This window comes from Maricaulis sp. MIT060901 (assembly GCF_047123815.1).
In the GTDB taxonomy this organism is placed as follows: domain Bacteria; phylum Pseudomonadota; class Alphaproteobacteria; order Caulobacterales; family Maricaulaceae; genus Maricaulis.
Window position 1 is genome coordinate 274256 of record NZ_CP138920.1, and the last position, 23552, is coordinate 297807.

Sequence of the window (23552 nt, forward strand, 5' to 3'; positions counted from 1 at the left end):
GACGCCATGAACGAGATGAGCCCGCTCAAAGCCAAGGACGCACCGGATCTGTCATCCTTTGACTGGGAAGACCCGTTTTTCCTTGATGATCAGCTGACAGAAGACGAGCGCATGGTCCGTGATGCGGCCCGTGCCTATGCACAGGACAAGCTGCAACCGCGTGTGATCGACGCCTATCGCGACGAGGTAACAGATCCCGCGATTTTCACCGAAATGGGCGAGCTCGGCCTGCTGGGCTGCACTGTACCGGAAGAATATGGCGGTGCCGGGCTGGGTTATGTGGCGTACGGTCTGGTCGCTCGCGAAGTCGAGCGCGTGGACAGTGGCTATCGCTCCATGATGTCCGTGCAGTCCTCCCTGGTCATGTATCCGATCTATGCCTACGGCACCGAGGAACAGCGCAAGAAATACTTGCCGAAACTCGCCAGCGGCGAATGGATCGGCTGTTTCGGCCTGACCGAACCGGATGCCGGCTCCGACCCGGCCGGCATGAAAACACGCGCGGTCAAGACCGAGGGCGGTTATCGCCTGACCGGTTCGAAAATGTGGATCTCCAATTCTCCGATCGCTGACGTCTTTGTCGTCTGGGCCAAGTCCGAGGCGCATGACGGAAAGATCCGCGGCTTTATCCTCGACAAGGGCATGAAAGGCCTGTCCGCACCGAAAATTGGCGGCAAGCTCTCGCTGCGTGCCTCTATCACCGGTGAAATCGTCATGGACAATGTCGAAGTCGGTGAAGACGCGCTGCTGCCGAATGTCTCCGGTCTCAAGGGCCCGTTCGGCTGTCTCAACCGCGCGCGCTACGGCATTTCCTGGGGCGCCATGGGCGCCGCGGAATTCTGCTGGCATGCGGCACGCCAGTACGGCCTGGACCGCCACCAATTCGGCAAGCCGCTGGCACAGACACAATTGTTCCAGAAGAAGCTGGCTGACATGCAAACCGAGATCACGCTGGGCCTGCAAGGCTCGCTGCGCGTGGGTCGCCTGATGGACGAGGCCAAGGCTGCGCCGGAGATGATCTCCATCATGAAGCGCAACAATTGCGGCAAGGCCCTCGACATCGCTCGCATGTCCCGCGACATGCACGGCGGCAACGGCATCTCCGAGGAATTCCAGATCATGCGCCACATGGTCAATCTGGAGACGGTCAATACCTATGAAGGCGCGCATGACGTACACGCCCTCATCCTCGGCCGCGCCCAGACCGGCCTGCAGGCCTTTTTCTAGGGCCCGCAAAATCTTTGAAGAAAGGCGCTCCCCGGGGCGCCTTTTTTGTTGGTTGCTGCAGAAGATGCTGATTAAGCCGCAGCTTGTACTTGAAGCCGCAGGCCGAGCCATTTAAACCCGGAGGTGGACAGGTGGCCGAGTGGCTGAAGGCGCTCCCTGCTAAGGGAGTAGGCGGTGTCCCCGTCTCGTGGGTTCGAATCCCATCCTGTCCGCCACTTTTTTTCGTGAAATTAGACGTGTTTCTGCCGCGGAAACGCATTGTGACGGCACGATAAGCGGTCAGTTTACCGCATCGCAACATCGTTTTCCGCCCTCCCGTCAGACCTGTCTCAGCTGAGCATTTTCGATTTTGCGGCGCAGCAAAACGAAGTGAACTCTTGACGAAGCACGTAAATATTAAAACTTCCGGGGAGGGTGTAGAGCGGACACAAATGTTCACTCAAACACTGTTGGCGTAACAAAATTCGCCTTCGGGTAATGTGTACTCTCGGGTTCTCGGAATTTTTCCGGGACAGGTTTTCGCAACTACGATCTGTACATACCGGGTTTTCGCAACTACGATCTGTACATACCGGGTTTTCGCAACCACGGTTTGGACATACCGGGAAAGCAAAAAAGGAGAACAGATCATGCTGGATCCTTCCGATTATGTAGGTGTTTCTTTCTGGATTATTTCAGCGGCAATGTTGGCCGCTACCTATTTCTTCTATGTCGAGCGCGATCGAGCGGTGGGCAAGTGGAAAACTTCGCTCACTGTCGCAGCCATGGTCACGGGCATCGCCGCTTTGCACTACTTCTACATGCGCGGCGTGTGGGCGGAAACAGGCGAGAGCCCGACAGTGTTCCGCTATGTCGATTGGCTCCTCACCGTCCCTCTGCAGATCGTTGAGTTCTATTTGATCCTCGCTGCGATCGCGGTCGTCAGGTCGACCTTGTTCTGGAAACTCTTAGTCGCCTCGGTGGTGATGCTGATTGGTGGCTATCTCGGTGAAACCGGCGCCATGAACGTGTGGGCGGGCTTTATCATCGGCATGCTGGGATGGGTCTACATCATCTATGAAATCTTCGTAGGGGAAGCCAGCCAGATCAATGCATCCAGTGGCACTGCGGCCAGCAAGAAAGCGTTCGGGGCACTGCGTCTGATCGTGACCGTCGGGTGGTCAATCTATCCCATCGGGTTCGTGGTCGGCTATGTTGGCGCAGGTGACGCCGGCACACTCAACCTTGTTTACAACCTCGCCGACTTTGTGAACAAGATAGCCTTTGGTGTCGTCATCTGGGCTGCGGCAACGAGCGACGAACACAAAGCCTGATTGTTGCGCTTTCAAAACCGCCGGGGCCTTCCCCGGCGGTTTTTTTTCTCTGGACCCAACAACCGTTCAACGATCCAGTCGGATAGCGGCGCGAAGTGGACGAAATTGCGGTCTCCATCCAGAGTGTGCGACGTCCCAATCCGACATCAATACAGCGTCGACTTCATTGTGGTTCGCGACGGATATTGATCCGCCCCTGCAGCCGCACAACTCCGCGCGCAGGCCCGACCCAGGCTAGACGCGCGCATCAATTGCGGTTCAACCTGCACCGAAAACCATTTTGGAAATTGACAATGCGCCTGAGGATCAACGCCCGCCCCAGCTTTGCCATGCCCGGTCTTGTCACCAGCCTGCTCATCCTCGCCAGTACACTCCTTGACGCTCCCGCGACGGCCAGCATGACCACCATTCAGGAAACGCCGCCGGAGACGTCCGCCATGACCCGCAGAGTGCCCGCCCAGACCGACCTCGAGGCGATCGCCTTGCCTGGCGCCGTGGATATCACACGGTCGACCGAAATATGGTCGGACTTCGGTGAAGAGCGCTGGATTCGAAATGTCAATCGGCCGACACTCCTGCCGATGCGACCCGCCCCGGATCTTGACAATGGCATCAGCCTGCTCGTGATACCCGGCGGTGGCTTCCAGTTCGTCTCCATCGACAATGAAGGCTATCGCATTGCGGAAAATCTGGTCGCGCGCGGCTATACGGTTTTCATCCTCAAATACCGCACCATGACGACGCCGGAAGACGAAGCCGCCTTCTCGGACCATATGCGCGCCCTGTTTTCGGGTCAGCTGCCGTTCGAGAGCTTCGATCGAACCTCCGGGGAGACGGTCGCGATATCCGATGCAGTGGCAGCCTGGCAGCTGATGCACGACCACGCGGACGAATGGAGGCTGGATCCTGAACGGACCGGCATCGTTGGCTTCTCGGCAGGCGCCATAACGGCGCTCGGGCTGGCGCGGCAGGCAACAGACCCGGCTCCGGCTTTCCTGGGTTACCTCTACGGGCCGATGACGGACATGGCGCTGCCCGAAACATTACCGCCCCTCTTCAGCGCCTTGGCCGCGGACGACACGCTTTTTGCCGGACAGGGCTTTCAGCTCGTAGAGGACTGGCAGGAACGTGGCGGTGAAGTCGAGTTTCACTATTACGCGGCCGGAGGCCATGGTTTTGGCAGCTATCAGCGCGGCACTCCGGCAGACGGGTGGCTTGACCAGTTTGATAGCTGGCTGCGCACGCGCTGAACGCCAGCGGCTGCGGGGAATCTCGCCTATTCGGCCGCGACAGCCTTGACCGCTACCTGGCTCGGACGCGCCTTGCCCAGCCCGTAAAGCGCCACTTCCAGGCTTGATACGCCATGCACCAGCGTATTGGGCGCGATGCTTTGCTTGCCGGTCCAGGCAATGTCAGGGAAGCGCTCCAGGATTTTCCGGAAAGCGGTCTGCAATTGCATGAGCGCAATCTTCTGGCCGAGGCATTTGTGGGGGCCATGGCCGAAGGCGACATGCCGGTCAAAATTCTCACGGTCGAGGTCGAACATATCCGGATTGGCAAACGTATCCGGATCGCGATTGGCCGCCGGGTACCAGAGGATGACCTTTTCATCCTTGGCGATGCGCTGTCCGTTCAGCTCGGTGTCCTCAAGGGCCGTCCGGCGCATGTGCTGAACCGGCGAGATCATGCGGATCGCCTCGTGGGACATGCGCGGGATAAGATCCGGCTCGGCCAGAACCCGGGCACGTTGTTCCGGGAATTGCGTCAGCAGGCGGATGGTGCCGGAGAGCGAGTTCCGTGTCGTGTCATTGCCAGCAAAGATGATCAGCAACCAGGACCCGTCCAGGTATTCCTGCGGCAAGGGCTTGCCGGCCATGCGGGTATTGGCGATCGCGGTCATCAGGTCCTGGCGCGGGTTTTCCCGGCGGTCGGCCATGACGCGCTCGCCATAGTCAAACATCTGGTTGACATAGTGGAAGAATTTGAGCGGGAACCAGGGGCGGCGCGTCAACAGCGGCCAGGGGCTGACGAAATACTGGTTGGCCAGCTCGAGATAATGCATCCACTTGATGATCTTGGGACGGTCCACCTCGTCCACGCCGAGCATTTCGCACAGAGTGAACAGGGGCAGTTCCTGCGAGAACAGGCTGACAAAGTCGACCACGGGGCCCTGTCGCTCCATGTCATCGAGCAGCTGGTCCACTTTCGCCTCGACCCGCTGGGACAGCTCAGCGACGAAACGGGGAATGAAATAGTCCTTCTGCTGGATCCGCATTTCCATGTGGTGCGGCTGGTCCAGATTGATGATCGAGTTGAAGGCGGCGGGAATGAGTTTTTTCGGCTTCCACTCGCGGCGCGGCATGACAAACATGTTGATGCTGCCGCGCTCGGAGGAGAACACATCAGAGGCCAGCTCCACGGTCTTGATGTCTTCGTAACGGGTTACCGACCAGAAGCCCGCGCGCTTGGCGTCGGCCTTTGACCACATGACCGGCGCGGTCTCGCGCATCTGCCTGAAAAATTCGTGCGGATGTCCGGACGTCCAGGCATTTGGATCCCACAACTCGAATCCGGACAGGCTGGGATAGACCGCTTCATGGGTGGGAGCGAGTTGGGCCCGGTCTTCCAGGATGACATCACTGACCAGCTGCATGGCCGCCTCCGACTAGTTAATGAACGCCGTTCACTTAACCAAGGTGGAGCCGTTGGCCCGGTCTGACAAGTGCCAATTCGCGGTGGACCGCAAATTTATTGAGCGGGGCTCGCGTCCGAACTGATCAGGATGAGCTCGGTCTGTCGTCCATCGAGAAAACGCACGGACTAGCCATCGAAGAAGGCGTCTTCCTCGGTCCGAAAGTCGACGATCTGGCCGTCCCATTCAGGCACCTCGCCAAATGTCGTCAGCTCGATCGACCAGGCGGTGTCCGCATACAGGGGATATTCGCTGCGCGGATCACCGTTCTGGTTGTCCCAGAACCCAATGGCCGTGCCTGCACCATGGCCATGCAGCCCGATCGGGTGGCTGTAGATCGAAGGATTGATTCCCTCCGCGATGGCCTGGGCACGGGCCCGGGCCAGGATCTCGTTGCCGGTCAGGCCGACCTGCATGTGCTCGCGCAGTATGTCCTGAACGCGATTAGACGCCGCCAGGCCGTCGACCAGCCCCTGGGGTGCGGCTGTCTCCCCCTCCCGAAGCACATAAGCTAGGTGCTGGGTGTCGGTGTTGAGCCGGAGATAGGTAATGCCAAAGTCGGTCCACAGCAGATCGCCTGGCTGGATTACGGTATCGCCGTACAGCATGCCGTCCTGACCAGCGCGCTGGATGCCGACCGACGGGTGGAACCAGGGCTGGATTCCCAGGCGTGACAACTCCTCGCGATACCACCAGACCACATCATCGGCGGTGGTCACGCCCGGCTCGATGACCGCCGTGGAAAAGGCCCGCGACATGATCCAGTGCGCGGTGCGGACGATGTCCGGATAAATCGCCATCTCGCGCGGTGTTCGGGTCTCCAGCCACCGGACGGCCAGGGTTTCACCGGAGGTGATGCGGTCGTGGAAACGCTCCGGCAGGGCGGCCATCATCAGCCGGTACTGGCTCAGCGTCATGCCATCGCCAAAGGCGGACAGGTCAGAGTAATTGATGGCGATGCTGGCCGGGTCGCGCGCGGCGATAATATCTGCGACCGCCCGCCATTGATCCGGCTGCTCCGCCGGGTCCCAGGATGGCTCGAACAGGCCCGCCAGCCCATAACGTGACACGGTCAGGCGCTCGATCGGCTGTCCCTCACCCGGATCAAAGAAGATCAGGATTGTGCGCCGGCGCGCGGCCATGCTGCGGGCGTCCAGCATGCTCTCGATGACCGGTTCTTCGAAATACTCCCGCGCCATCAACAACCACATCGAGACATTATTCTCGCGCATGATTTGCGGAATCACCAGATCAAGCCGCTCGGCGATTATCCCGTCAATCAACGGCACCTGTTCGCGCAAGGGCAGGATTTCGGGCGCTTCAGGGAGACCCGCCTCAACCTCCTCGAACTGTGCCGCGGACGTCGCCGCCAGAGTTGCAAACAGGGACAAGGCCGTCCCGACAAACACGGCGAGCCAGGCGCCTGAGCGGATCATGAACATGCCATTTGCTTAACGCAGCTTGCAGACGGAGTCGATGAACTGGGAAAACGTTGCCTGCCTATTTTTTTGGTTCAGCTCCTTGCTCGCCTGCTTCTGGTGGCCATGATAACCGTGCGCTCTGCCCCATCGAGCTTGATACCGGACACGAGGCCCTGCGATGACAAAACCCACTGGAGCGACCGCTTCGCCAGCCATAAACGCGGCCGGCAAGGCGAAGACCTCGAAGAACGCGAAACGGATTGTCGTATTCGCCGATGAATTCAACGCCCCGTCTCTGGACCGTGAAACCTGGAATGTCTGCGGGCCCGGCTTCTGGGTGAACGACGAACTGCAAGCCTATATCGACGATCCTGAAACCATCCGGATCCTGCCAGATGGCACAATCGAGGGCGCCACGGGCGGCGTGCTCGAATTGCGCGCCTTGTACCGCCCGGACGGTTTCGTGACACCCGCCGGCCGGACCGCCCATTTCGTCTCCGGTCGGATCAATTCACAGGACAAGTTCGAGATCACCCATGGCCGCGTAGAGGCCCGGATGCGACTGCCGGATCTTGAAGGCGTCTGGCCCGCCTTCTGGATGCTCGGCAATGGCGAATGGCCGGAGACCGGCGAGATCGACATCATGGAATATGTGGGAGAGCCGGACTGGGTCGGTGTGGCGCTGCATGGCCCGGGATACTCCGGCGATACCCCGATCGTGAACAAGTATTTTTTCCCAGCCGGTGAAGACGTGACCTCCTGGCATGTCTACGCCGTTGAATGGACAAGCAATTCAGTCGAGTTTCTCGTGGATGACCGCCTTGTCTACCGCGCCACAAGAACGATGGTCGAAGCGTATGGCGAATGGCGGTTCGATACCCCCAAACACCTGATCCTCAACCTCGCGATCGGCGGCGTCTATCCGGCCAAGACAAACGGCATTAAGAGCCCGCTTTACGGTTTGCCGCAATCATCCGCCGATCATATCGCCGAACATGGCACGGCAATACAGATCGACTGGGTACGGGTGACGCAAGCAGATGAGACGGTCAAATAGCCAACTCGCGCCTGTCTGCTCAACAACCATTCAGGGCGAGCGGCATGGATACGCTCCGTTTGCTCCCTCAATACTCGTACGGCTCCGTGCCATCGAGTTCCAGCGTGTAGGCGGTGCTGCCGAGGCTGGAATGGGTCTGGTCTGATGTCAGAAGGCCGGTCACCCAGATGGGTTCCCACAGGCGTTCCATGCGGACCGGGGTGTCGGAGAGCACATAGACGATCTGGTTGGGCGGTGGCGGGGGCATGTGCACGCAGGCGCCAACATAGGGAACCAGCAGGAATTCGGTGATATTGCCAGCGATCTGGGCGTCCAGCGGAAGGATGAAACCGGGCAGACGCACCGTCTCCCCGATCAGCTCCTCGACCACGTTGAACGTGCCGATCTGGGTACTGGGTGCACCGAAATGGTCGACGCTCGTATTGGCCTGGGAGAGCGCATAAAGGCGCGCGATCTCTTCCATCTCGCCTTGCGGAAGCAGGTCGTCCCAGTTGATGATACGCGGTCCACGGACACTGCTCTCCGTGTCCTGGCCTCGTGCGTCCTCGGCCCCTTCGTTCTGAGCCAGGGCCGGAGTGTGGGCAAGCGGTGTCAGCGCAAGTGCGCCAGCAAAAAACGACGAGACGGGACAGGGACATTTCCGGGGCCTTTCCTTGCGGTCGGACTAGCGCCCCACACGCACGGAAGGACGCGAGGGACTGAGTTCGAAACCCTGCTGCACGCTCGGCGACAGGACAACCAGCTCAACTTCCTCCAGACCGGCAAAACGGTCAAACAGACCTTGCAGATCCACGCTCATCCGGTCATCACGTTCGCATGAGCCTGTGACAGTGATGTGCAGGCTGCCGTGGCCGTGATCGCTCTCCTGCTCGATCTCAGCGGTTTCAAGCGTGCAATTGGCGCGCCCCAGATCAATCCAGTTCGATGCAGCTGCCAGGGCGGAATTCACCTCGGCGATATGGGCGCGTTCCGCATCATTGCGGGGCTCGCGTTCAAATCCGTAGACATTGTCCATCGGCGTCTCGAACTCGATGAAGAGGCCGCCCTCGCCGTCCAGGGCAAGCGCGAGTTCCGCGTGACCATGCACATGGGCATGCCCCTGCGAGAGAGCGATGAGGCTGGCGGCGCCGACAATAAAACCAATCATTCTGAAATCCTGTTGTTCAAGACCCTTGAAGCACGTCGAAATGTTATCATATAACACCTCCACCACAAGCCTGCGGGCCAGCTATACCTAACTCGGGAGTCCCTCATGCGCTCAAGCGATGCAGCCGGTATCGGCCTTTCTGCCCTCTGCCTCGTTCACTGCCTCGGCCTCCCGGTACTTATCGCTATTAGTCCCGCGCTCGTATGGATGGAAGATGAACGCGTGCACATCCTGCTAGCGATTAGTGCCTTTGCGGTCACCGTCATCGCGGCCAGCGGCTGGCCGGGTGTGACGCGCAAACCGCTGATGTACCTCGCGGCGCTAAGCGGGTTGGCCCTGTTGTTTGCCGGCGCCCTGGTCGAAATGAGCGAAGTGCAGGAGCGTGTCATCACAACGATCGGCGCAGTCTTCCTGGCCTCCGCGCATCTCAATTCCTGGATGCGCACACGTGCGCGCCATGCCGAGCACTAGGGCCTTGCGACCTAGCGTTTGAAAATCTTGCGGAAACTGTTGAACCAGTCGAGCCGGGCCTGAAGCCAGAGCCGGTGCAAGTCACTCGTGCCGACGCCCGGAGCGGGCGGTATCGGTGTGGGAATTCTTTCCGAGATCGAGGCAAAAAGCGTTTCCCGGTCCGCATCCTCCAGCATGCCGACGAACTGCATTCGCGTGCGCAGCGGGTCGTATCCCATATCGATCGCACGATCGACATCCATCAACCAGGACCGCATCAGATCCCGGCCATGATCCGTAAGCGAGAATTCCCGGCGGGGGCGCTTGGTCTCGCTGACATCCTTTGAAGACAGAATGCCCCGGCCTTCCAGGCGTTTGACCAACGGATAAACCGCCCCTGCACTACCCGACCAGAAGGAGGAAGGAGAGCCCCGGAAGACTTCCTTGATCTCGTAGGCGGTCAACGGGCCGTCACGATGAAGCAGCGCCAGCACCATGCCTTCCATTTCGGTCGGCTGGTCGGATGAGCTGGAAGCGGGCATCAGACCTCGTAGGGCTCGTGATTGATGAGCTGGAGTGTATAGGCCGCATTGCCCAGCTCGTTCATGTGACGATCGGCCAACAACACGCCCGTTACCCAGACCGGGTCCCACATGCGCTCGACCACGATCGGCTCGTCCAGGGTGACATAGACAATCTGGTTGGGCGGCGGCGGCGGGGTGTGAACACAGGCGCCAAAATATGGAACCAACAGAAACTCGCTGATCTCGCCACCTTCCTGGAAGTCCAGCGGCAGGATAAAGCCCGGCATGCGGATGGTCTCGCCGATCAGCTCATTCTCGACATTGAACGTGCCGATCTGCGTCATCTGCCCACCGAAATGGTCGATACCGGAATCAAGCCCCGTGCGTTCGAACAATTCCTGGATCAGCTCCATCTCGCCTTCCGGCAGAAGATCGTCCCAGTTGATGGTCAAAACACCTTCGGGCGCGTCAGGCACCGGATAGCGTTCCGTCGTCTGTGCTTCGGCGACAGCGGTCTCGGCGACTTCCGTCTCGGCCGTCTCGGTTTCGCCGCTACAGGCCGCAAGGCCAATTCCCAGACCGGCAATCAGGATCCAGTTCCGCATTGTCTTCCTCACAACTTCACCGTCAGGCCATCGGCCAGGGCATTCTTCAAGGCACGCCGCGCAGGCAAGATGCCCATCATTGCGCCGGATGTGATGACCACCACACCGGTCAGCATGTCCGTCAGGCTCAGGCCTCCGGAAGCCAAAATAAGACCGTAACGGGATTGGACCACCCCTGCTATCAGAACAAACAGGAGATTGATCAGCACGATCCCGGCGATCGCTCCGGCAGCAGCGATTGCCGTTGCCTCGCTGACCAGCAACACAAAGACGTGTCCGGGTCGGGCGCCCACAGCGCGCAGGATCGCCATCTCGCGGCGGCGTTCATTCAGGCTGGCAGACAGGCTGGTCGCGATGGAAATCAGGCCAACCAGGATCACGAAGGCCGAGATTGCTCCGAACGCCGCTTCGCCTGCACCGACAACTTCCCACAATTGCATCAGGGCCACTCCGGGAATGATGGCGCTCAGCGCTTCGTCCGGATAGGTATTGACCTGGCGCTGAAGGCGCAGCACCAGCGTGGGCTGTTCCATGCCGATAAAAACCGCGGTGATCTGTTCCGGTTCGTAGGCATGTTCCTCGTCATGCCCGTCTTCCTCGACGACATCATCGTGGATGCGCTCGATAGCTTCGAGGGTGACGTGGACACTGCGGTCCACCGGCGTGCCGGTCGGCCTCAGAATGCCTGTCACAAGCATTGGATGTTCGTCATGGTCGGCAAAACTCACCTCGCCTATACCGTGGGAGAGCGAGATTTCCGTACCAATCTCGTAGCCCAGATCGCTGGCAACCTGGGCACCGATGACGACTCCCTTCTCATTCGCTCCAAAAGCCTCGCCGGCCCGGAATGCCAGCGGCAGGTCGCGGCCATAACGATAGCGCTCGAAATAGTCGTTGTTTGTACCCACGACCCGATAGCCGCGATGACTGTCCCCCAGCGAGATGGGCACCGCCCATTCCACTCCAGGGGCTCCGGCGATACGCTCGTAGCTCTCCCAGCTCATGGCGCCCGTTGGATCACCGATGCGGAAGACGGAGTAGAGCAGAAGATTGATCGAGCCGGAGCGCGCGCCAACGATCAGGTCGGTTCCTGAAATTGTCGTCGAGAAACTGGTGCGCGCGCCCGTTCGGATCTTGTCGACCGCCAGGAAGAGCGTGACGCTCATGGCGATGGCCAGCACAGTCAGGCCGACCGTGAAAAGGCGATTTCCGAGGCTTTTCAGGGCGAGATTGAAAATGGCGCCATTCATGCCGACACCCTCCCGGCCGTATTGATTTCCGACAGGTCGACACGACGGTCGAAGAACGCGCCCAGCGCCTGGTCATGACTGACGAAAAGCAGGGCAGAATTGGCCGCCTCGCACTCCTTCTGGAGCAGCTGGATGAAATTGTCGCGGCTGTCGGCATCCAGCGCCGAGGTTGGTTCGTCCGCGATGATCAGACCCGGCGAGCCGATCAGGGCTCGCGCAGCCGCTACACGTTGTTGCTGTCCAACACTGAGCTCGGTCGACGGGCGCGAGACCACATCCCCGTCCAGCCCCAGCGCCATCAAGAGCCGCCGGCCTTCATCGCCAAGCGAACCATTGGCCATGGCAAGCTTGCGGCGTTGCGGAGAGAAACGACAAGGCAGGAGAACGTTTTCGAGCGGGGTCAGATATGGCACCAGATTGAACAGCTGGAAGATCACACCGAGATTGTCCGCCCGGAAGGCATCGCGGCGCGCCGGGCTGAGGGCGCCCATGTCCTGGTCAAGGATGCAGATATCGCCCGCGCTGGCGGGCGCTATTCCTGCAATCACCGACAGCAGCGAACTCTTGCCGCTGCCGCTCGGCCCGACAAGAAAGAGCCGCTCGCCGGCCGCGAGCTCAAAACGCTCCACGCGCAACAGGGTCTGTCGCGGCTTCCAGCCGAATTCGAGCTGGTCAATCTCGATAGCAAACGCTCTGGTCAAGCAAACCTCCCCAGGATGGTTGTTACACTATAACGACCATCCTCTCCTTCAACTCTCAAAGCTGTAACCTGTGTGTGAGCCGGCTTCAGCTTGCGTTCAGCTCAGGTTTCAATTGATAGGCCTTACGCGCATTGCTAGCGTTCAGCAGATCCAGGGGGGAGCCAGCATGAAGTCTTGCGTGAACCGGTATGGAAGCAGTCTGGCAGCCCTGCTGTTGTTGGCACCAGCGCTGTCGGCACAGGACGAGCCCGCCGAGCCCATCGCCACCGCGGACGATCAGCCCGCCGCCGAAGAAGAGCGGGTTCTGGAAAGCCGTGATGATCTTACGCCCCAGGAGTTGGCGATTATCGAGGCCTTCGAAGCGGTGGGCCCACTTGATATGCCCTACCTCCTGCCCTGTAATGGCGGCACACACGGACAGCCGCTAAACGCGATCTTCACACGTGAAGACGAGACTCGGATCGAGATCCTCGACCCTTGCGGCCTCCGCTTCACCGACCTCAGCGGCCTCTGGGACAATTTCGGACGCCAGTCCATCGTTACCCATGACCAGCGCACCGGTGATTTCGCCATCCGCATGATGCACATCACCAATGAGGACGACTGGTACAGCACCTGGGGCTATCAGTTCGGGGATTACCACTACCGCGGCCGTATCGGTCTGGACGCCGACGCCATCGATATCAGTGCCATCAGCCGCTTCCCGGTGAGAACGCGCCAAAACTGTCCCGAACAGTTCGAACGGTCCGTGCCGTCCAACCGGATTTATCTGGGATATTCAATGGATGGCCGTCCGCAGCTGATTTCGATCCGCACCCGTTATTCGCTGGAATCTGATTGTTCGATCACTTTCCTGGAAACCGTCGACGATTACTTCATCAAGCTTGAGTTCGAGGGAGATCGCTGATGTCGGAGATCCTGCAACGTCCCGCGGTTCGTTACGGCCTGATCGGCGCCGGTGCGACCCTGGCCCTGATCGTGCTCTTCCTGCTGACGCGTTCTGAACCGGACCAGCGCCCCGACCTGCTGGAACTCGTCCGCGCAGCAGAGGCGGAGTACAGCTATCCCGGGCTTAGTGTCGAAGAGACGGTCGCCACTCTGGGCGACGCGGAAAACCTGATCGCCTTTGTTCGTGCTGACGTCATGCTGGCAGATTATTCCGGACACATGCTGAGCGCAGGTGATGTCCTCATCCAGCGCGGGGCCAACGCGGCCGACAAGGCCGTGCTTCTCTCTGACCTCCTGACCGCTGCCGGCTTCGAGACCCGGCTCAGACGTGCGGACTGGCCTTCAGCCGTTCCGGTTTACGGAACACCCCGTTCCGATCGCCGCGAAAGCCTCAGCGCCATCTATGCCTATCTCGAACTCGACGAGGAAGCGGAACGCGCAATCAATGCACGCGAAGAAGTCGATCGCATGGCAGCAATCCGCGAGGAAGTTGAAGCCGCAACCAGCCTTCTCGCAAACTACTGGTCGGCCGCGAGCACGCCGCCCGACACGCTGAGCTCTCAGGACTGGGTCTGGGTGGAGTATCGCCAGACGGGAGACTGGCAGGTCGCAGACCCTGTCTTTCCGTCCCTGTCTCGCCCCGCTGATGCAGCCGCGTATCGAGCGACAATCCCCGCGCCAATCCGTGTCCGTCTTGATCTGGTCGATACAGGCGGCGCCCGCTCTTCCGTCCTGGATGCCGAGATCGCGTCAGGCCAGGAGGGTGTGCTGCGCTTCGTGCCCAGCAGTGGCCTGTCGCGTTTCCTCGATGCCGCGCCGGGCGAGGTTTCAGCTGATGCCTGGATACCGGTTCTAAGCGCAGGTAGCGAACCTCTGGCCGGCAGTGCCTTCACCACCGACGGTTTTGCCCTGCCCTCGAATGCCGGTGCGGCACTCGAGACGGAAAGCCAGCCCTTCGCGGCTCCGGAGATCAGCTCGGCCGAACTGGTGGATGTCGATGTTTCCCAATACCCCCGCGTGACCGTCTCCGTGCGTACGGATGCCGCGGCGGATGCGCGCTGGCAGGCTGCTCATCTGTCCCTCGGGGTCAACGACGACGCCATTGCGCCGCAAATCCTCCGCCGACCGACCAGCCTGCGCCCCTTCGCGCTGGTAACCGATGTCTCACCGTCCATGATCGAGGATGGCAATATCTACAAGGCTGGGCTATTGGGCCGGGCGCTGATCGAGCGGATGGGCACGGACCGGAGTTTCTCGGCGACCTCTTTTGCCGGTGATGTCTTCACCCCACGACGCATGACCAATGTGATCCGCATTCCCAACGCCGTGCAGGACTTCAACCAGACCCTGGACATTCGCGGCGGTGGCGGTGCCATGGTCGAGGCCATCTCCAGTGCAGCGGGCACGTTCTGGCAACAGGGCGATATATTTGTGATGACCGATGGGCGTGATGAGAGCCTGGATAGTCGAGAGGCCTTGCTCGCGGCAGTCAATCGTTTCCCGGGTCGCGTCATCGGTATCGTCCCAGCCGACCAGATCCGCGTCTGGCAGGGAATTTTCGACCAGATCATCGAACTGCCGACAGAAGCCGATATCGAGGTGACGGCTGATGCACTCTACCGCATGCTTGGCACACCGCTGGAGGTGAGCTTCATCGCTCCCGCTGCTGAAGCCGGAGAAAACCAGACGCTGGGCCTCGCCTTTCCGGACAGCGAGATCACGCTTGCGGGTGAGTACATCATCCCCGAGACCTTCGATGCGTCATCTGCCCGCCTGGAAATCAGCCTCTTTCGCGACGACGAACAGATCGGGGATACGCGCCAGCTGCTGCAGCTGGGTCAGGCCCAGACGGGTAGCGCGCTTATGGGCGTGCATTCGCTCTGGGTCAGTCCCGGACGCTACGCTCCCGAAGCGCCGCTTAGACGCTATTTCCACGAAACCCGTCTTGACCTGGAGGCTTCACTGGAACCGGGCAACCAGCCCAGCGAACCGATGACAGGGCCGTCTCACATGACCATGTCGACAGCCGCCAGCATCACCGGACGCCTGGACCGCCTGTTCGAACAGCGTGTCGCGCGGGACGAACCGCTGGCAATCCTGCGGGGGTCTACTCCAGAGGTCACTGAGGATGGCAGCGCCTATCTCGTCCTGGGGCTTGATATCATCTCTGACGGCAATGCCCGTTTCGCCGATGGCAGCCTAGACCCACAGCTGGGTCTCGCACTGGCCGCGATTGAAGGCGCAGCACTCGAAGCGTCCAGCGTCAATGTGGCTCTGCTCTCCGAGAGTGATCCGGTCGAAATTACACCGCGCACGCCGATCCCGGAGGACTGGCCTCGCCCTGCCCAGATCGCCGCGGGAGATACAAATGCCCTCTTCCTAGCCAGCGCAGACGGCCAACAAAGCTGGATCATCGACAACAGCGGACATCTCACCGCGCGGATCTTCCCCTCTGGCGCAAAGGGCGCCCGCGCCCGTCGCGCCATCGCAGAGTTCTCCGAACTTCGCTCCAACCTGCAATACATGGCCACAGTGGCCAGCGGCATCGGCTCGCCCTCCGGGGTCAGCGGTGCCCAGCTCGGGGCGATTGCCGGCATTCTGGATATCAATTTGCGCATGTGGTGTTACGCCACAGTGATGCTCGGCTTTATGAATGACGAACTGGCAACCGGAGAGCGCGAATACAACTGGGAACGCCAGGCCAGTGAAGGCTGCGAGATCGACCCCACCAACCTGCAGGGTGAATATATCGGAGCAGCCTTCGCGGGATATGTCACCGGCAGTGCAGGTGATCGCTATACCGACGCTGTCAAAAATGCAGCTGGCGGCAGCCTGCCGTGGATCGTGGAAGCCGGCGTCAATTCAGGCGCTGGCGGCCTGATCAACCTGACGGGTGTTGGCGGTGGCATACATTCCGGGATCCGTGAAATCTATTCGCGCTAGGCTTGCAAGCCGATCTAACGCCCCTGTGAACGCGGCCTTGCTAATCTTTCACTTGGCGTGCACCCGCATAAACGCATTATAAGCCCGCTCACTTTTCGTGTTCGGGGATATGTCTACATGAAACACACTACCAGCGTGCGGAACTGGGTCCGCGCAGCGTGCCTGATGCTTCCAATCAGTCTTTGTGCACCGGCCTTTGCTCAGAGCGATGCTGCCGAGGACGCCTATTGGGCGCATGAACGCAGCGATTTGCGCGCCGATGAGAATGTCCGCTTTGGACGCCTTGAAAACGGGATGGGCTTCGCCATCCTGCGCAATGAAACCCCGCCGGGGACAGCCAGCGTGCGGATGGCGATCAATGTTGGCGCCCTGAGCGAAACCGACCCGCAACAGGGCCTGGCGCATTTCATCGAGCACATGGCGTTCAACGGAACCACGAATGTGCCCGAGGGCGAGATGGTACACCTGCTCGAACGCTATGGCCTGGCCTTTGGTGCAGACACCAATGCCAGCACCAGTGAAACGTTCGTCAATTACCGGCTCGACATGCCCAATGTCGACGCCGAGACGCTTGATGCCGTGATGTTCCTGATGCGTGAAACCGCTTCGGAAATCCTCATGCAGACCGGCGCGATTGATCGTGAGCGTGGCGTTATCATGGGCGAGATGCGTTCGCGCGATACGCCGCTGATGCAATTCTGGACTGAACAGGCCCATTTCCACTATCCCGGTTCGGTCATGGCCGAGCGCAATGTGATCGGCACACCGGAAACCATCCAGAACGTGCCGCGTTCGGAATTCGTGGATTATTACACGCGATACTACACGCCGGAACGCGCCATCCTGGTGGTCGTCGGTGACGTTGATCCGGAAGATATCGAAAACCGCATCCGCAACGGTTTCCCGCTGGATATCGATGGCATCGATGTCGACCAGGTTGAGGGTTTTTCCACCTGGGAACGCACCGACATCCCGACACCGCTGCCCAGCTATGACAGCGATCGTGATTATTCGCAGCCGGACTTCGAGTATTTCCACCACCCCGAGGCCCTGACGCTGATCACGGTTGATGCCATCTCCGAACAGGAAGCCGCACCCGACAGCCGCAATGCTCGCATCCAGAGCATGCTGCGAAACCTGGGCAGTTCTATCCTGAGCCGTCGTTTCCAGGTACTGGTCAATTCCGGCAATGCGCCAATTTCCCAGGCCAGTGTCTTCTCCAGCGAGCCCTACGACGCCTATCGCCGCGGTACTGTCTTCGCCGTGGGAACTCCAGCGGGCTGGCGCGATGCCGTCGGCCTTCTGGAAAACGAGATCCGCCGCGCGGTTGAACACGGCTTCACGCAGGCAGAGCTGGACGAGCAGCTTGCCAACATGCGCACGAATATGCGCGAGGCCGCTGAAGAGGCTGGCACTCGGGAGAGCGCCAACCTGTCTGACGGCATCTGGTTCAGCTGGCTCGCCGATAATGTCTTCACCCATCCATCTGACAGCTATGCCCTCTTCCAGATGCTCGAGTCGGCAATCACGGTTGAGGCGGTCGAGGCTGCCTTCCGCGAATACTGGACCAGCGGTGCACCGCTGGTCATGGTCGGCTCGCGAGAGGAAATCGCTGACGGTGAAGACGAGGTCCGTCGCGTCTGGGACGCCGCGTCGCAGATTGCTGTCGAGGCACCTGAAGAGGTGGAAACCGCCGAGTGGGCCTATACCGACTTCGGAACTCCGGGTCGCATCGTCGCCCAATCCCATGATGCCGAGCTGGATGTGCACCAGTACACGTTCGACAATGGAGTCCGTCTGAACGTCAAACAGACCGAATTCGCCGACAATGAAGTGCGGGTTCGTATTGATTTCGGCGCTGGCAATCTTGGCGAACAACCGGCTCCGGCCTCGGGCGCCATGGCCTTCTCCGCGTTGAGCGGCGGCGGTCTAGAAGCGCACACGCCGGACGAGATCACGCGTATCTTCGCCGGTCGTTCCGTGTCACAGGGCGGCTTCACCTCCAATAGCGCATTCGCTTTCAATGGCGCGACCACGCCCACCGATTTCGAAGCGCAAATGGAGCTGTATGCCGCATATTTCACGGCACCGGGCTGGCGTTCCCAGGGCCTGGACCAGTTCAAGGCGATCTCCGGCGAGATCCGCCGCCTGCAAATGGCCCAGACATTTGGTGCCTTCAACACGGTGATCTCTCGCATGCTGCGCGATGGCGATCAGCGTTTCGGCTTCCCGACCGAGGACGAGGTGGAGAATTTCACCGTTGATCACGCGCGTGCCTTCCTGGAACCGGCCCTGCAGGACGGTCCGGTGGAGGTCACGATCGTCGGAGACATAGACCCGGCCGAAGCCGTACGGGTCGCCGCCCGCACGCTGGGTGCGCTGCCGCAACGACGTCAAAATGCGCGCATCGTCGAGGGGGCCGACCAGCTGACCTTCCCGGCGCCGACACCGGAAGCGGAGATCGTTCGTTTTGCCGGTCAGGAATACCAGGGCATGGCCAATGTCTTCTGGCCGACAAATGATGGTCGCGACACGCATTATCTGCGCACGCTCCACCTTCTGCGTTCTATCCTGCGCCTGCGCGCCACGGACCTCTTCCGTGAACAGGAGGCGGCGACCTATTCTGCTGCCGTGAACCACAGCGCGGGAACGACGTACGAAGACTACGGCTATCTCTGGCTTGGCCTTGATGTCACTGCCGACCAGGTCACGCGCATGTTCGCCATCGCTGACCAGCTCGCCGCCGACATGGCGTCCGGCAACATCACCGAGGACGAGCTCCTGCGGGCCCGCACGCCGATCATCGAAGGCCTCGATGAACAGCGTCGGGACAATCAGTACTGGCTTGGCGGACTGGCGCGTAGTCAGCGTGATCCGGAACGCATGGACCGGCTGCGCGATGTGGCCGGCCAGTTCGAGGCCGTCACCCTGGATGAAATCCGGGCGCTGGCCACCGAGGTGTTCGATCCTGACGCCGCTGTACGCTATGCGCTGTACTCGCAGGATGCCGATCTGGACAATCTCCGCTCAGGCCCCGAGGACGAATAATCCTCACCTGAGTGACGACTGACCATGACAGGGCCGCAGCTCCAGCTGCGGCCCTGATTTGTTTCGACCTGCGGCCATTTGGCCTGCGCCGACGGCTTCAGTCTTGCCCGGCCGGGGTTTATAGGACGGGCGAAAGGTGAACTCCCATGTCCTCATACCTCGTAGCCGCGCTCTACCATTTTGCCCCCCTGGCCGCCGATGCCGACACCCAGTCGAAGATCAAGGCAGTTTGCGAGGAAAACGGGATTTGCGGCACGCTGCTTCTGGCCAGCGAGGGTATCAACGGCACCATCGCCGGAACGCCGGAGGGCATCGCCAATGTGCTTGCCTATCTCCGCGCCATCCCGGGCTTTGCCGCGCTGGAACACAAGGAAAGCCAGGCCAGTGAACAGCCCTTCCTGCGCCTCAAGGTTCGCCTGAAAAAAGAAATAGTGACGATGGGTATTCCGGGCGTTGATCCGAATGCGTTGGTCGGGACCTATGTCGATCCGGAAGACTGGAATGACCTCATCAGCGCGGACGACGTCGTCACAATCGACACCCGTAACGACTATGAAATCCGCATCGGTCAGTTCAAGGGCGCAATCAATCCCGAGACCGTCACATTCCGTGAGTTTCCGGATTGGTTCCGCAAGTTCAAACAGGGCCGACCGAATGCGCGTGTGGCCATGTACTGTACCGGCGGCATTCGCTGCGAGAAATCAACCTCCTTCGTCAAACAGGAAGGCATTGACGAGGTCTATCACCTCAAGGGCGGCATCCTGAAATACCTGGAAGTCGTGCCGGAAAAGGAAAGCCTGTGGGAAGGCGAGTGTTTTGTCTTTGACCGACGTGTCGCCGTCAAACACGGGCTGGAAGAAGGCAGCTATACGCTGTGCCATGCCTGTCGCGAACCTCTGGGCCCGGAAGACCTGAAATCTGAGTATTTCGTCCCGGGCACCTCCTGCCCCTATTGCCATGACAAACGCTCGGCAGCGGACCAGGCACGCTATGCGGAGCGTGAACGCCAGGAGCAGCTCGCCGCCGATCGCGGTGAAACCCATCTTGGCAGCGTCGGTGGCAATGCCCGGGACTGACGTGCGATGACACTGCCCATTCTCTATTCCTTCCGGCGCTGTCCGTATGCCATGCGGGCCCGGCTGGCCCTGGATGTGGCCGGGATCGAGCTGGAACACCGCGAGATCCTGCTCAAGGACAAACCGCCTGAAATGCTGGAGGCATCCCCGAAAGGCACTGTACCTGTCCTTGTCCTTCCGGATGGCCATGTCGTCGATGAAAGCCTGGATGTGATGCTGTGGGCACTGGGTCAAAACGATCCCGAGAACTGGTTAGACGAGCTCGATACGGCACGTCCGCTGATCGAAGCCAATGACGGCCCGTTCAAACACGCGCTGGACCGCTACAAATATCCAAACCGCTACGAGAATGTGGATCCGGCCGAACAGCGCGAGATCGGTGTGAGCATCCTGCTCGAACTGGAGCACCGCCTGGCAAAACAGGAACAGCTTTGCGGAGACATACCGGGCATCGCGGATGCCGCGATCTGTCCCTTTGTGCGCCAGTATGCCCATACAGACCGGGACTGGTTTGCCACCACTCCGCTCCCACATGTGCGCCGGTGGCTCGACGGGCATCTGGAGAGCGAACTTTTCGCCCGCATCATGCGCAAACACGAGGTTTGGCGCGTGTCTTCCTGACGCAGAATTGCATGCCGGGTTTGCATGAATTTTCGAGGACTTTCGAAACAAGTTGAGCGTCGGCCCACCAAGCCATTGATATCAAATAAACAATGCCTAACAACGAACATCGGGTTATGTCATATAACTGATGCAATCATCCCACACTCACACCTTAACTGTGACCGGTATCAAGTATTGCGTTGTCACCGACCTGTAATATCCGTTATCGGAGCGCCGTCGATGACAGGATCCACATCTTGGGGATCGGTTCCTGTCTAACGCTATCGGTTGATCGGGATGACCCTCAAAATGAAAACCACGAAACTCGCGCAGAAATCTCTGCTGTGGGCAGGCGCCAGCGTTGCCGCGCTGACCCTTGCTGCCACGCCGTCCTTCGCCCAGGACAATGGCGCTGCCACGCTGGATGTAATCACCGTGACGACGAACCGTCGCGAAGAGAATATCCAGGACGTTGCAAACTCCGTTACCGCTCAGTCCGGCGAGGATCTGGCCCCTTACACCGAGGGTGGTGCCGACATCTTGACGCTGGCAGCTCGCATTCCGTCTGTATATGCGGAAAGCTCTAACGGCCGTGTCGCTCCGCGCTTCTACATCCGCGGCCTCGGCAATACGGACTTCGACCTGGCAGCTTCGCAGCCGGTTTCCATCATCATGGACGACATCGTCCAGGAAAACGTGATCCTCAAGAGCTTCCCGCTCTTTGACGTCCAGCAGGTTGAAATCGCACGCGGCCCGCAGGGCACGCTGTTCGGTCGCAACACCACGGCGGGTACCATCAAGTTCGACAGTGTTCGTCCGTCCCAGGAAACCGATGGTTTCATGAGCCTCACCCTGGGTTCGCTCGGTACGGTCAATCTGGAAAGCGCCATTGGCGGCGCGCTGATCGAGGACGTGCTGTCTGCACGTATCTCGCTTCTCTCCCAGAACCGTGATGACTGGATCGATAACGCCTTCACCGGTGAGAATGACGCCATGGGCGGCCACAATGAGTGGGCCGGCCGTGCACAGCTTCTCTACACGCCGAATGACAGTTTCGACGCCCTGTTCAACGTTCACGCACGTTCCCTGACGGGTACGGCTGCGATCTTCCGCGCCAATATCCTGACGCCGGGCTCGAACGATCTGAACGCCAATTTTGATCGTGGTGAAGTCTACTACGACAGCACGTTCAACAACCCTCAGAATTATGATTCCTGGGGTACCAGCGCGAACATGAACTTCTACCTCGATGGGGGCATGACCTTCACCTCCATCACCGGCTACGAAAACGCTGAAGGCCGCAGCCTCGGCGATATCGATGGCGGCAACCTGGTCAACGGCCCGGGTTTCATCCCCTTCCCGTCCGAGACGCAGGATGGTCTGGACGATCTGGACCAGTTCACCCAGGAATTCCGCCTGGCGTCTTCTGACGAGCTGGACACGACCTGGCAGATCGGCGCCTATTATTTCGACGGCGCTTTCGACATCACCACGCTCGGCCCGAATGGCGGCTTCCCGCCGCCGACCACCGTACGTCACGAGAACGAGCTGTGGGCTGTCTTCGGCCAGGTCTCTCACCAGGTTAATGAGCGCCTGAACCTGTCCGGTGGCGTTCGCTACACCAGCGACGAGAAGTCCTTGGAAGTCATCCAGGCCGTATGGCCGGCCGGCGGTCCTTACAGCGTCTCTGATGAAGAGGTGAGCTGGGACCTGTCTGCATATTATGACTACAGCGACGAAACGGCCTTCTTTGCCCGTGTGGCTCGCGGCTTCCGCGGCCCGTCAATCCAGGGCCGTGACGTTGCCTTCTTCGGTACGCCGTCGATCGCAGACAGCGAAACGTCCATCTCCTACGAGGCCGGCATCAAGTCCGAGCCGATGGGTGGCCGTGCGCGTATCAATGCGACCGCGTTCTACTACACCGTTTCCGACCTGCAGCTGTCTGCTGTCGGTGGCGGCGGCAACCTCGTCCAGCTGGTCAATGCTGACGAAGGTGTTGGCTATGGATTCGAAGTCGACAGTGAATTCCTGGTCAGCGAAAACCTGCTGATCACGGCCGGCTTCTCATGGAACGAGACCGAGCTGCAGGACGACACCCTGGAAGTTGGCGTCTGTGCCCAGTGTACGGTCACCGACCCGGACGCGGACAATGACGGCTTCGCCGAAGTTGACGGCAACCCGTTCCCGCAGGCTCCGGACTACATCGTCAGCCTGACGGCTCGCTATTCCATCCCGGCTGATAATGGCGGTGAATGGTTCGTCTACACCGACTGGTTCTACCAGGGTCGCACCAACCTCTTCCTCTACGAATCCGAGGAGTTCTACTCCGAGGGCAATTTCGAGGGTGGCCTGCGCGTCGGCTATGCCGGCAGCCTACCGAATGGTCGTGCGTTTGAAGCTGCTGTCTTCAGCCGCAACATCACCGGCGAGGAAAACCTCGTTGGCGGCATCGACTTCAACAACAACACCGGTTTCGTGAATGAGCCGAGTGTCTGGGGTGTGTCCTTCCGCGCGGACTTCAACTAGTCCACCCGACAGACCTGAAAA

The 23552-nt window shown here is 60.1% G+C and carries 19 protein-coding genes and 1 tRNA gene; 12 read left to right on the forward strand and 8 right to left on the reverse strand.

Annotation, left to right across the window (positions count from 1 at the left end; translation table 11 throughout):
- Window positions 1-6 precede the first annotated feature (6 nt).
- The 4 genes from SIC17_RS01370 (at window position 7) to SIC17_RS01385 (ending at window position 3790) form a co-directional block, all read left to right on the forward strand.
- Complete coding sequence (locus tag SIC17_RS01370; RefSeq protein ID WP_412546169.1) at window positions 7-1227, forward strand: acyl-CoA dehydrogenase; 1221 nt, start codon at window positions 7-9, stop codon at window positions 1225-1227.
- Window positions 1228-1352: 125 nt separating this feature from the next.
- A tRNA-OTHER gene (locus SIC17_RS01375) sits at window positions 1353-1442 on the forward strand.
- Between the two features lie 414 nt (window positions 1443-1856).
- Entirely contained in the window at window positions 1857-2540 is a 684-nt protein-coding gene (locus SIC17_RS01380) for a bacteriorhodopsin-like (RefSeq protein WP_291895753.1), read from the forward strand.
- Between the two features lie 293 nt (window positions 2541-2833).
- Complete coding sequence (locus SIC17_RS01385; protein WP_412546170.1) at window positions 2834-3790, forward strand: alpha/beta hydrolase; 957 nt, start codon at window positions 2834-2836, stop codon at window positions 3788-3790.
- 26 nt (window positions 3791-3816) lie between these two features.
- On the opposite strand, the gene SIC17_RS01390 is transcribed toward SIC17_RS01385, so the two are convergent.
- Together SIC17_RS01390 and SIC17_RS01395 are read right to left on the reverse strand one after the other, a co-directional pair.
- On the reverse strand, window positions 3817-5193 hold the full coding sequence (locus SIC17_RS01390; protein ID WP_412546171.1) for a cytochrome P450: 1377 nt from the start codon (window positions 5191-5193) through the stop codon (window positions 3817-3819).
- Between the two features lie 167 nt (window positions 5194-5360).
- Complete coding sequence (locus SIC17_RS01395; RefSeq protein ID WP_412546172.1) at window positions 5361-6674, reverse strand: M24 family metallopeptidase; 1314 nt, start codon at window positions 6672-6674, stop codon at window positions 5361-5363.
- Window positions 6675-6831: 157 nt separating this feature from the next.
- Here SIC17_RS01395 and SIC17_RS01400 point away from each other — a divergent pair, with 157 nt between their 5' ends.
- The gene (locus SIC17_RS01400; protein ID WP_412546173.1) at window positions 6832-7710 is read left to right on the forward strand and encodes a family 16 glycosylhydrolase; all 879 of its coding nucleotides are present in this window, start codon (window positions 6832-6834) and stop codon (window positions 7708-7710) included.
- Between the two features lie 67 nt (window positions 7711-7777).
- On the opposite strand, the gene SIC17_RS01405 is transcribed toward SIC17_RS01400, so the two are convergent.
- Window positions 7778-8173, reverse strand: a complete 396-nt coding sequence (locus SIC17_RS01405) for a DUF3299 domain-containing protein (RefSeq protein ID WP_412546174.1) — start codon at window positions 8171-8173, stop codon at window positions 7778-7780.
- A gap of 201 nt (window positions 8174-8374) precedes the next feature.
- Window positions 8375-8857, reverse strand: a complete 483-nt coding sequence (locus tag SIC17_RS01410) for a ZrgA family zinc uptake protein (RefSeq protein ID WP_412546175.1) — start codon at window positions 8855-8857, stop codon at window positions 8375-8377.
- A gap of 105 nt (window positions 8858-8962) precedes the next feature.
- Between SIC17_RS01410 and SIC17_RS01415 the strand changes: the two genes are divergently transcribed.
- Window positions 8963-9328: a MerC domain-containing protein gene (locus SIC17_RS01415; RefSeq protein WP_412546176.1), complete on the forward strand. Its 366-nt coding sequence runs from the start codon at window positions 8963-8965 to the stop codon at window positions 9326-9328.
- Between the two features lie 11 nt (window positions 9329-9339).
- Here SIC17_RS01415 and SIC17_RS01420 read toward each other — a convergent pair whose 3' ends face one another.
- Genes SIC17_RS01420 through SIC17_RS01435 form a run of 4 tightly spaced genes read right to left on the reverse strand, consistent with a single transcriptional unit; the run spans window position 9340 to window position 12387 of the window.
- Window positions 9340-9849 carry a PadR family transcriptional regulator gene (locus SIC17_RS01420; protein ID WP_412546177.1) on the reverse strand — a complete coding sequence of 170 codons (510 nt, stop codon included), beginning with the start codon at window positions 9847-9849 and terminating at the stop codon, window positions 9340-9342.
- A complete protein-coding gene (locus SIC17_RS01425; protein WP_412546178.1) occupies window positions 9849-10436 on the reverse strand; it encodes a DUF3299 domain-containing protein in 588 nt (195 codons plus the stop codon). The genes SIC17_RS01420 and SIC17_RS01425 overlap by 1 nt, the downstream gene beginning before the upstream one ends.
- A gap of 8 nt (window positions 10437-10444) precedes the next feature.
- On the reverse strand, window positions 10445-11686 hold the full coding sequence (locus tag SIC17_RS01430) for an ABC transporter permease (RefSeq protein WP_412546179.1): 1242 nt from the start codon (window positions 11684-11686) through the stop codon (window positions 10445-10447).
- Window positions 11683-12387, reverse strand: a complete 705-nt coding sequence (locus SIC17_RS01435) for an ATP-binding cassette domain-containing protein (protein ID WP_291895776.1) — start codon at window positions 12385-12387, stop codon at window positions 11683-11685. The genes SIC17_RS01430 and SIC17_RS01435 overlap by 4 nt, the downstream gene beginning before the upstream one ends.
- A 166-nt stretch (window positions 12388-12553) precedes the next feature.
- On the opposite strand from SIC17_RS01435, the gene SIC17_RS01440 reads away from it, so the two are divergent.
- The 6 genes from SIC17_RS01440 to SIC17_RS01465 all read left to right on the forward strand — a co-directional run bounded on the left by SIC17_RS01440 (window position 12554) and on the right by SIC17_RS01465 (window position 23531).
- Window positions 12554-13294: a hypothetical protein gene (locus SIC17_RS01440; RefSeq protein WP_412546180.1), complete on the forward strand. Its 741-nt coding sequence runs from the start codon at window positions 12554-12556 to the stop codon at window positions 13292-13294.
- Entirely contained in the window at window positions 13294-16278 is a 2985-nt protein-coding gene (locus SIC17_RS01445) for a hypothetical protein (protein ID WP_412546181.1), read from the forward strand. Before SIC17_RS01440 ends, SIC17_RS01445 begins: the two co-directional genes overlap by 1 nt.
- Before the next feature lie 117 nt (window positions 16279-16395).
- Window positions 16396-19326: a M16 family metallopeptidase gene (locus tag SIC17_RS01450; protein WP_412546182.1), complete on the forward strand. Its 2931-nt coding sequence runs from the start codon at window positions 16396-16398 to the stop codon at window positions 19324-19326.
- A gap of 146 nt (window positions 19327-19472) precedes the next feature.
- On the forward strand, window positions 19473-20402 hold the full coding sequence (locus SIC17_RS01455) for a rhodanese-related sulfurtransferase (RefSeq protein WP_291895784.1): 930 nt from the start codon (window positions 19473-19475) through the stop codon (window positions 20400-20402).
- Between the two features lie 6 nt (window positions 20403-20408).
- Entirely contained in the window at window positions 20409-21023 is a 615-nt protein-coding gene (locus SIC17_RS01460) for a glutathione S-transferase (protein WP_412546183.1), read from the forward strand.
- A gap of 291 nt (window positions 21024-21314) precedes the next feature.
- Window positions 21315-23531 carry a TonB-dependent receptor gene (locus SIC17_RS01465; RefSeq protein ID WP_412546184.1) on the forward strand — a complete coding sequence of 739 codons (2217 nt, stop codon included), beginning with the start codon at window positions 21315-21317 and terminating at the stop codon, window positions 23529-23531.
- Window positions 23532-23552: the final 21 nt, after the last annotated feature.

Excerpts from the sequence above, each read along its gene's own strand:
- SIC17_RS01370 (WP_412546169.1), top strand. The coding sequence starts at position 7 with ATGAACGAGATGAGCCCGCTCAAAGCCAAGGACGCACCGGATCTGTCA.
- SIC17_RS01405 (WP_412546174.1), bottom strand. The coding sequence starts at position 8,173 with ATGGAAGAGATCGCGCGCCTTTATGCGCTCTCCCAGGCCAATACGAGC.
- SIC17_RS01410 (WP_412546175.1), bottom strand. The coding sequence starts at position 8,857 with ATGATTGGTTTTATTGTCGGCGCCGCCAGCCTCATCGCTCTCTCGCAG.
- SIC17_RS01430 (WP_412546179.1), bottom strand. The coding sequence starts at position 11,686 with ATGAATGGCGCCATTTTCAATCTCGCCCTGAAAAGCCTCGGAAATCGC.
- SIC17_RS01455 (WP_291895784.1), top strand. The coding sequence starts at position 19,473 with ATGTCCTCATACCTCGTAGCCGCGCTCTACCATTTTGCCCCCCTGGCC.
- SIC17_RS01450 (WP_412546182.1), top strand. The coding sequence starts at position 16,396 with ATGAAACACACTACCAGCGTGCGGAACTGGGTCCGCGCAGCGTGCCTG.
- SIC17_RS01385 (WP_412546170.1), top strand. The coding sequence starts at position 2,834 with ATGCGCCTGAGGATCAACGCCCGCCCCAGCTTTGCCATGCCCGGTCTT.
- SIC17_RS01395 (WP_412546172.1), bottom strand. The coding sequence starts at position 6,674 with ATGTTCATGATCCGCTCAGGCGCCTGGCTCGCCGTGTTTGTCGGGACG.
- SIC17_RS01465 (WP_412546184.1), top strand. The coding sequence starts at position 21,315 with ATGAAAACCACGAAACTCGCGCAGAAATCTCTGCTGTGGGCAGGCGCC.
- SIC17_RS01440 (WP_412546180.1), top strand. The coding sequence starts at position 12,554 with ATGAAGTCTTGCGTGAACCGGTATGGAAGCAGTCTGGCAGCCCTGCTG.
- SIC17_RS01400 (WP_412546173.1), top strand. The coding sequence starts at position 6,832 with ATGACAAAACCCACTGGAGCGACCGCTTCGCCAGCCATAAACGCGGCC.
- SIC17_RS01445 (WP_412546181.1), top strand. The coding sequence starts at position 13,294 with ATGTCGGAGATCCTGCAACGTCCCGCGGTTCGTTACGGCCTGATCGGC.
- SIC17_RS01425 (WP_412546178.1), bottom strand. The coding sequence starts at position 10,436 with ATGCGGAACTGGATCCTGATTGCCGGTCTGGGAATTGGCCTTGCGGCC.
- SIC17_RS01460 (WP_412546183.1), top strand. The coding sequence starts at position 20,409 with ATGACACTGCCCATTCTCTATTCCTTCCGGCGCTGTCCGTATGCCATG.
- SIC17_RS01420 (WP_412546177.1), bottom strand. The coding sequence starts at position 9,849 with ATGCCCGCTTCCAGCTCATCCGACCAGCCGACCGAAATGGAAGGCATG.
- SIC17_RS01390 (WP_412546171.1), bottom strand. The coding sequence starts at position 5,193 with ATGCAGCTGGTCAGTGATGTCATCCTGGAAGACCGGGCCCAACTCGCT.
- SIC17_RS01380 (WP_291895753.1), top strand. The coding sequence starts at position 1,857 with ATGCTGGATCCTTCCGATTATGTAGGTGTTTCTTTCTGGATTATTTCA.
- SIC17_RS01415 (WP_412546176.1), top strand. The coding sequence starts at position 8,963 with ATGCGCTCAAGCGATGCAGCCGGTATCGGCCTTTCTGCCCTCTGCCTC.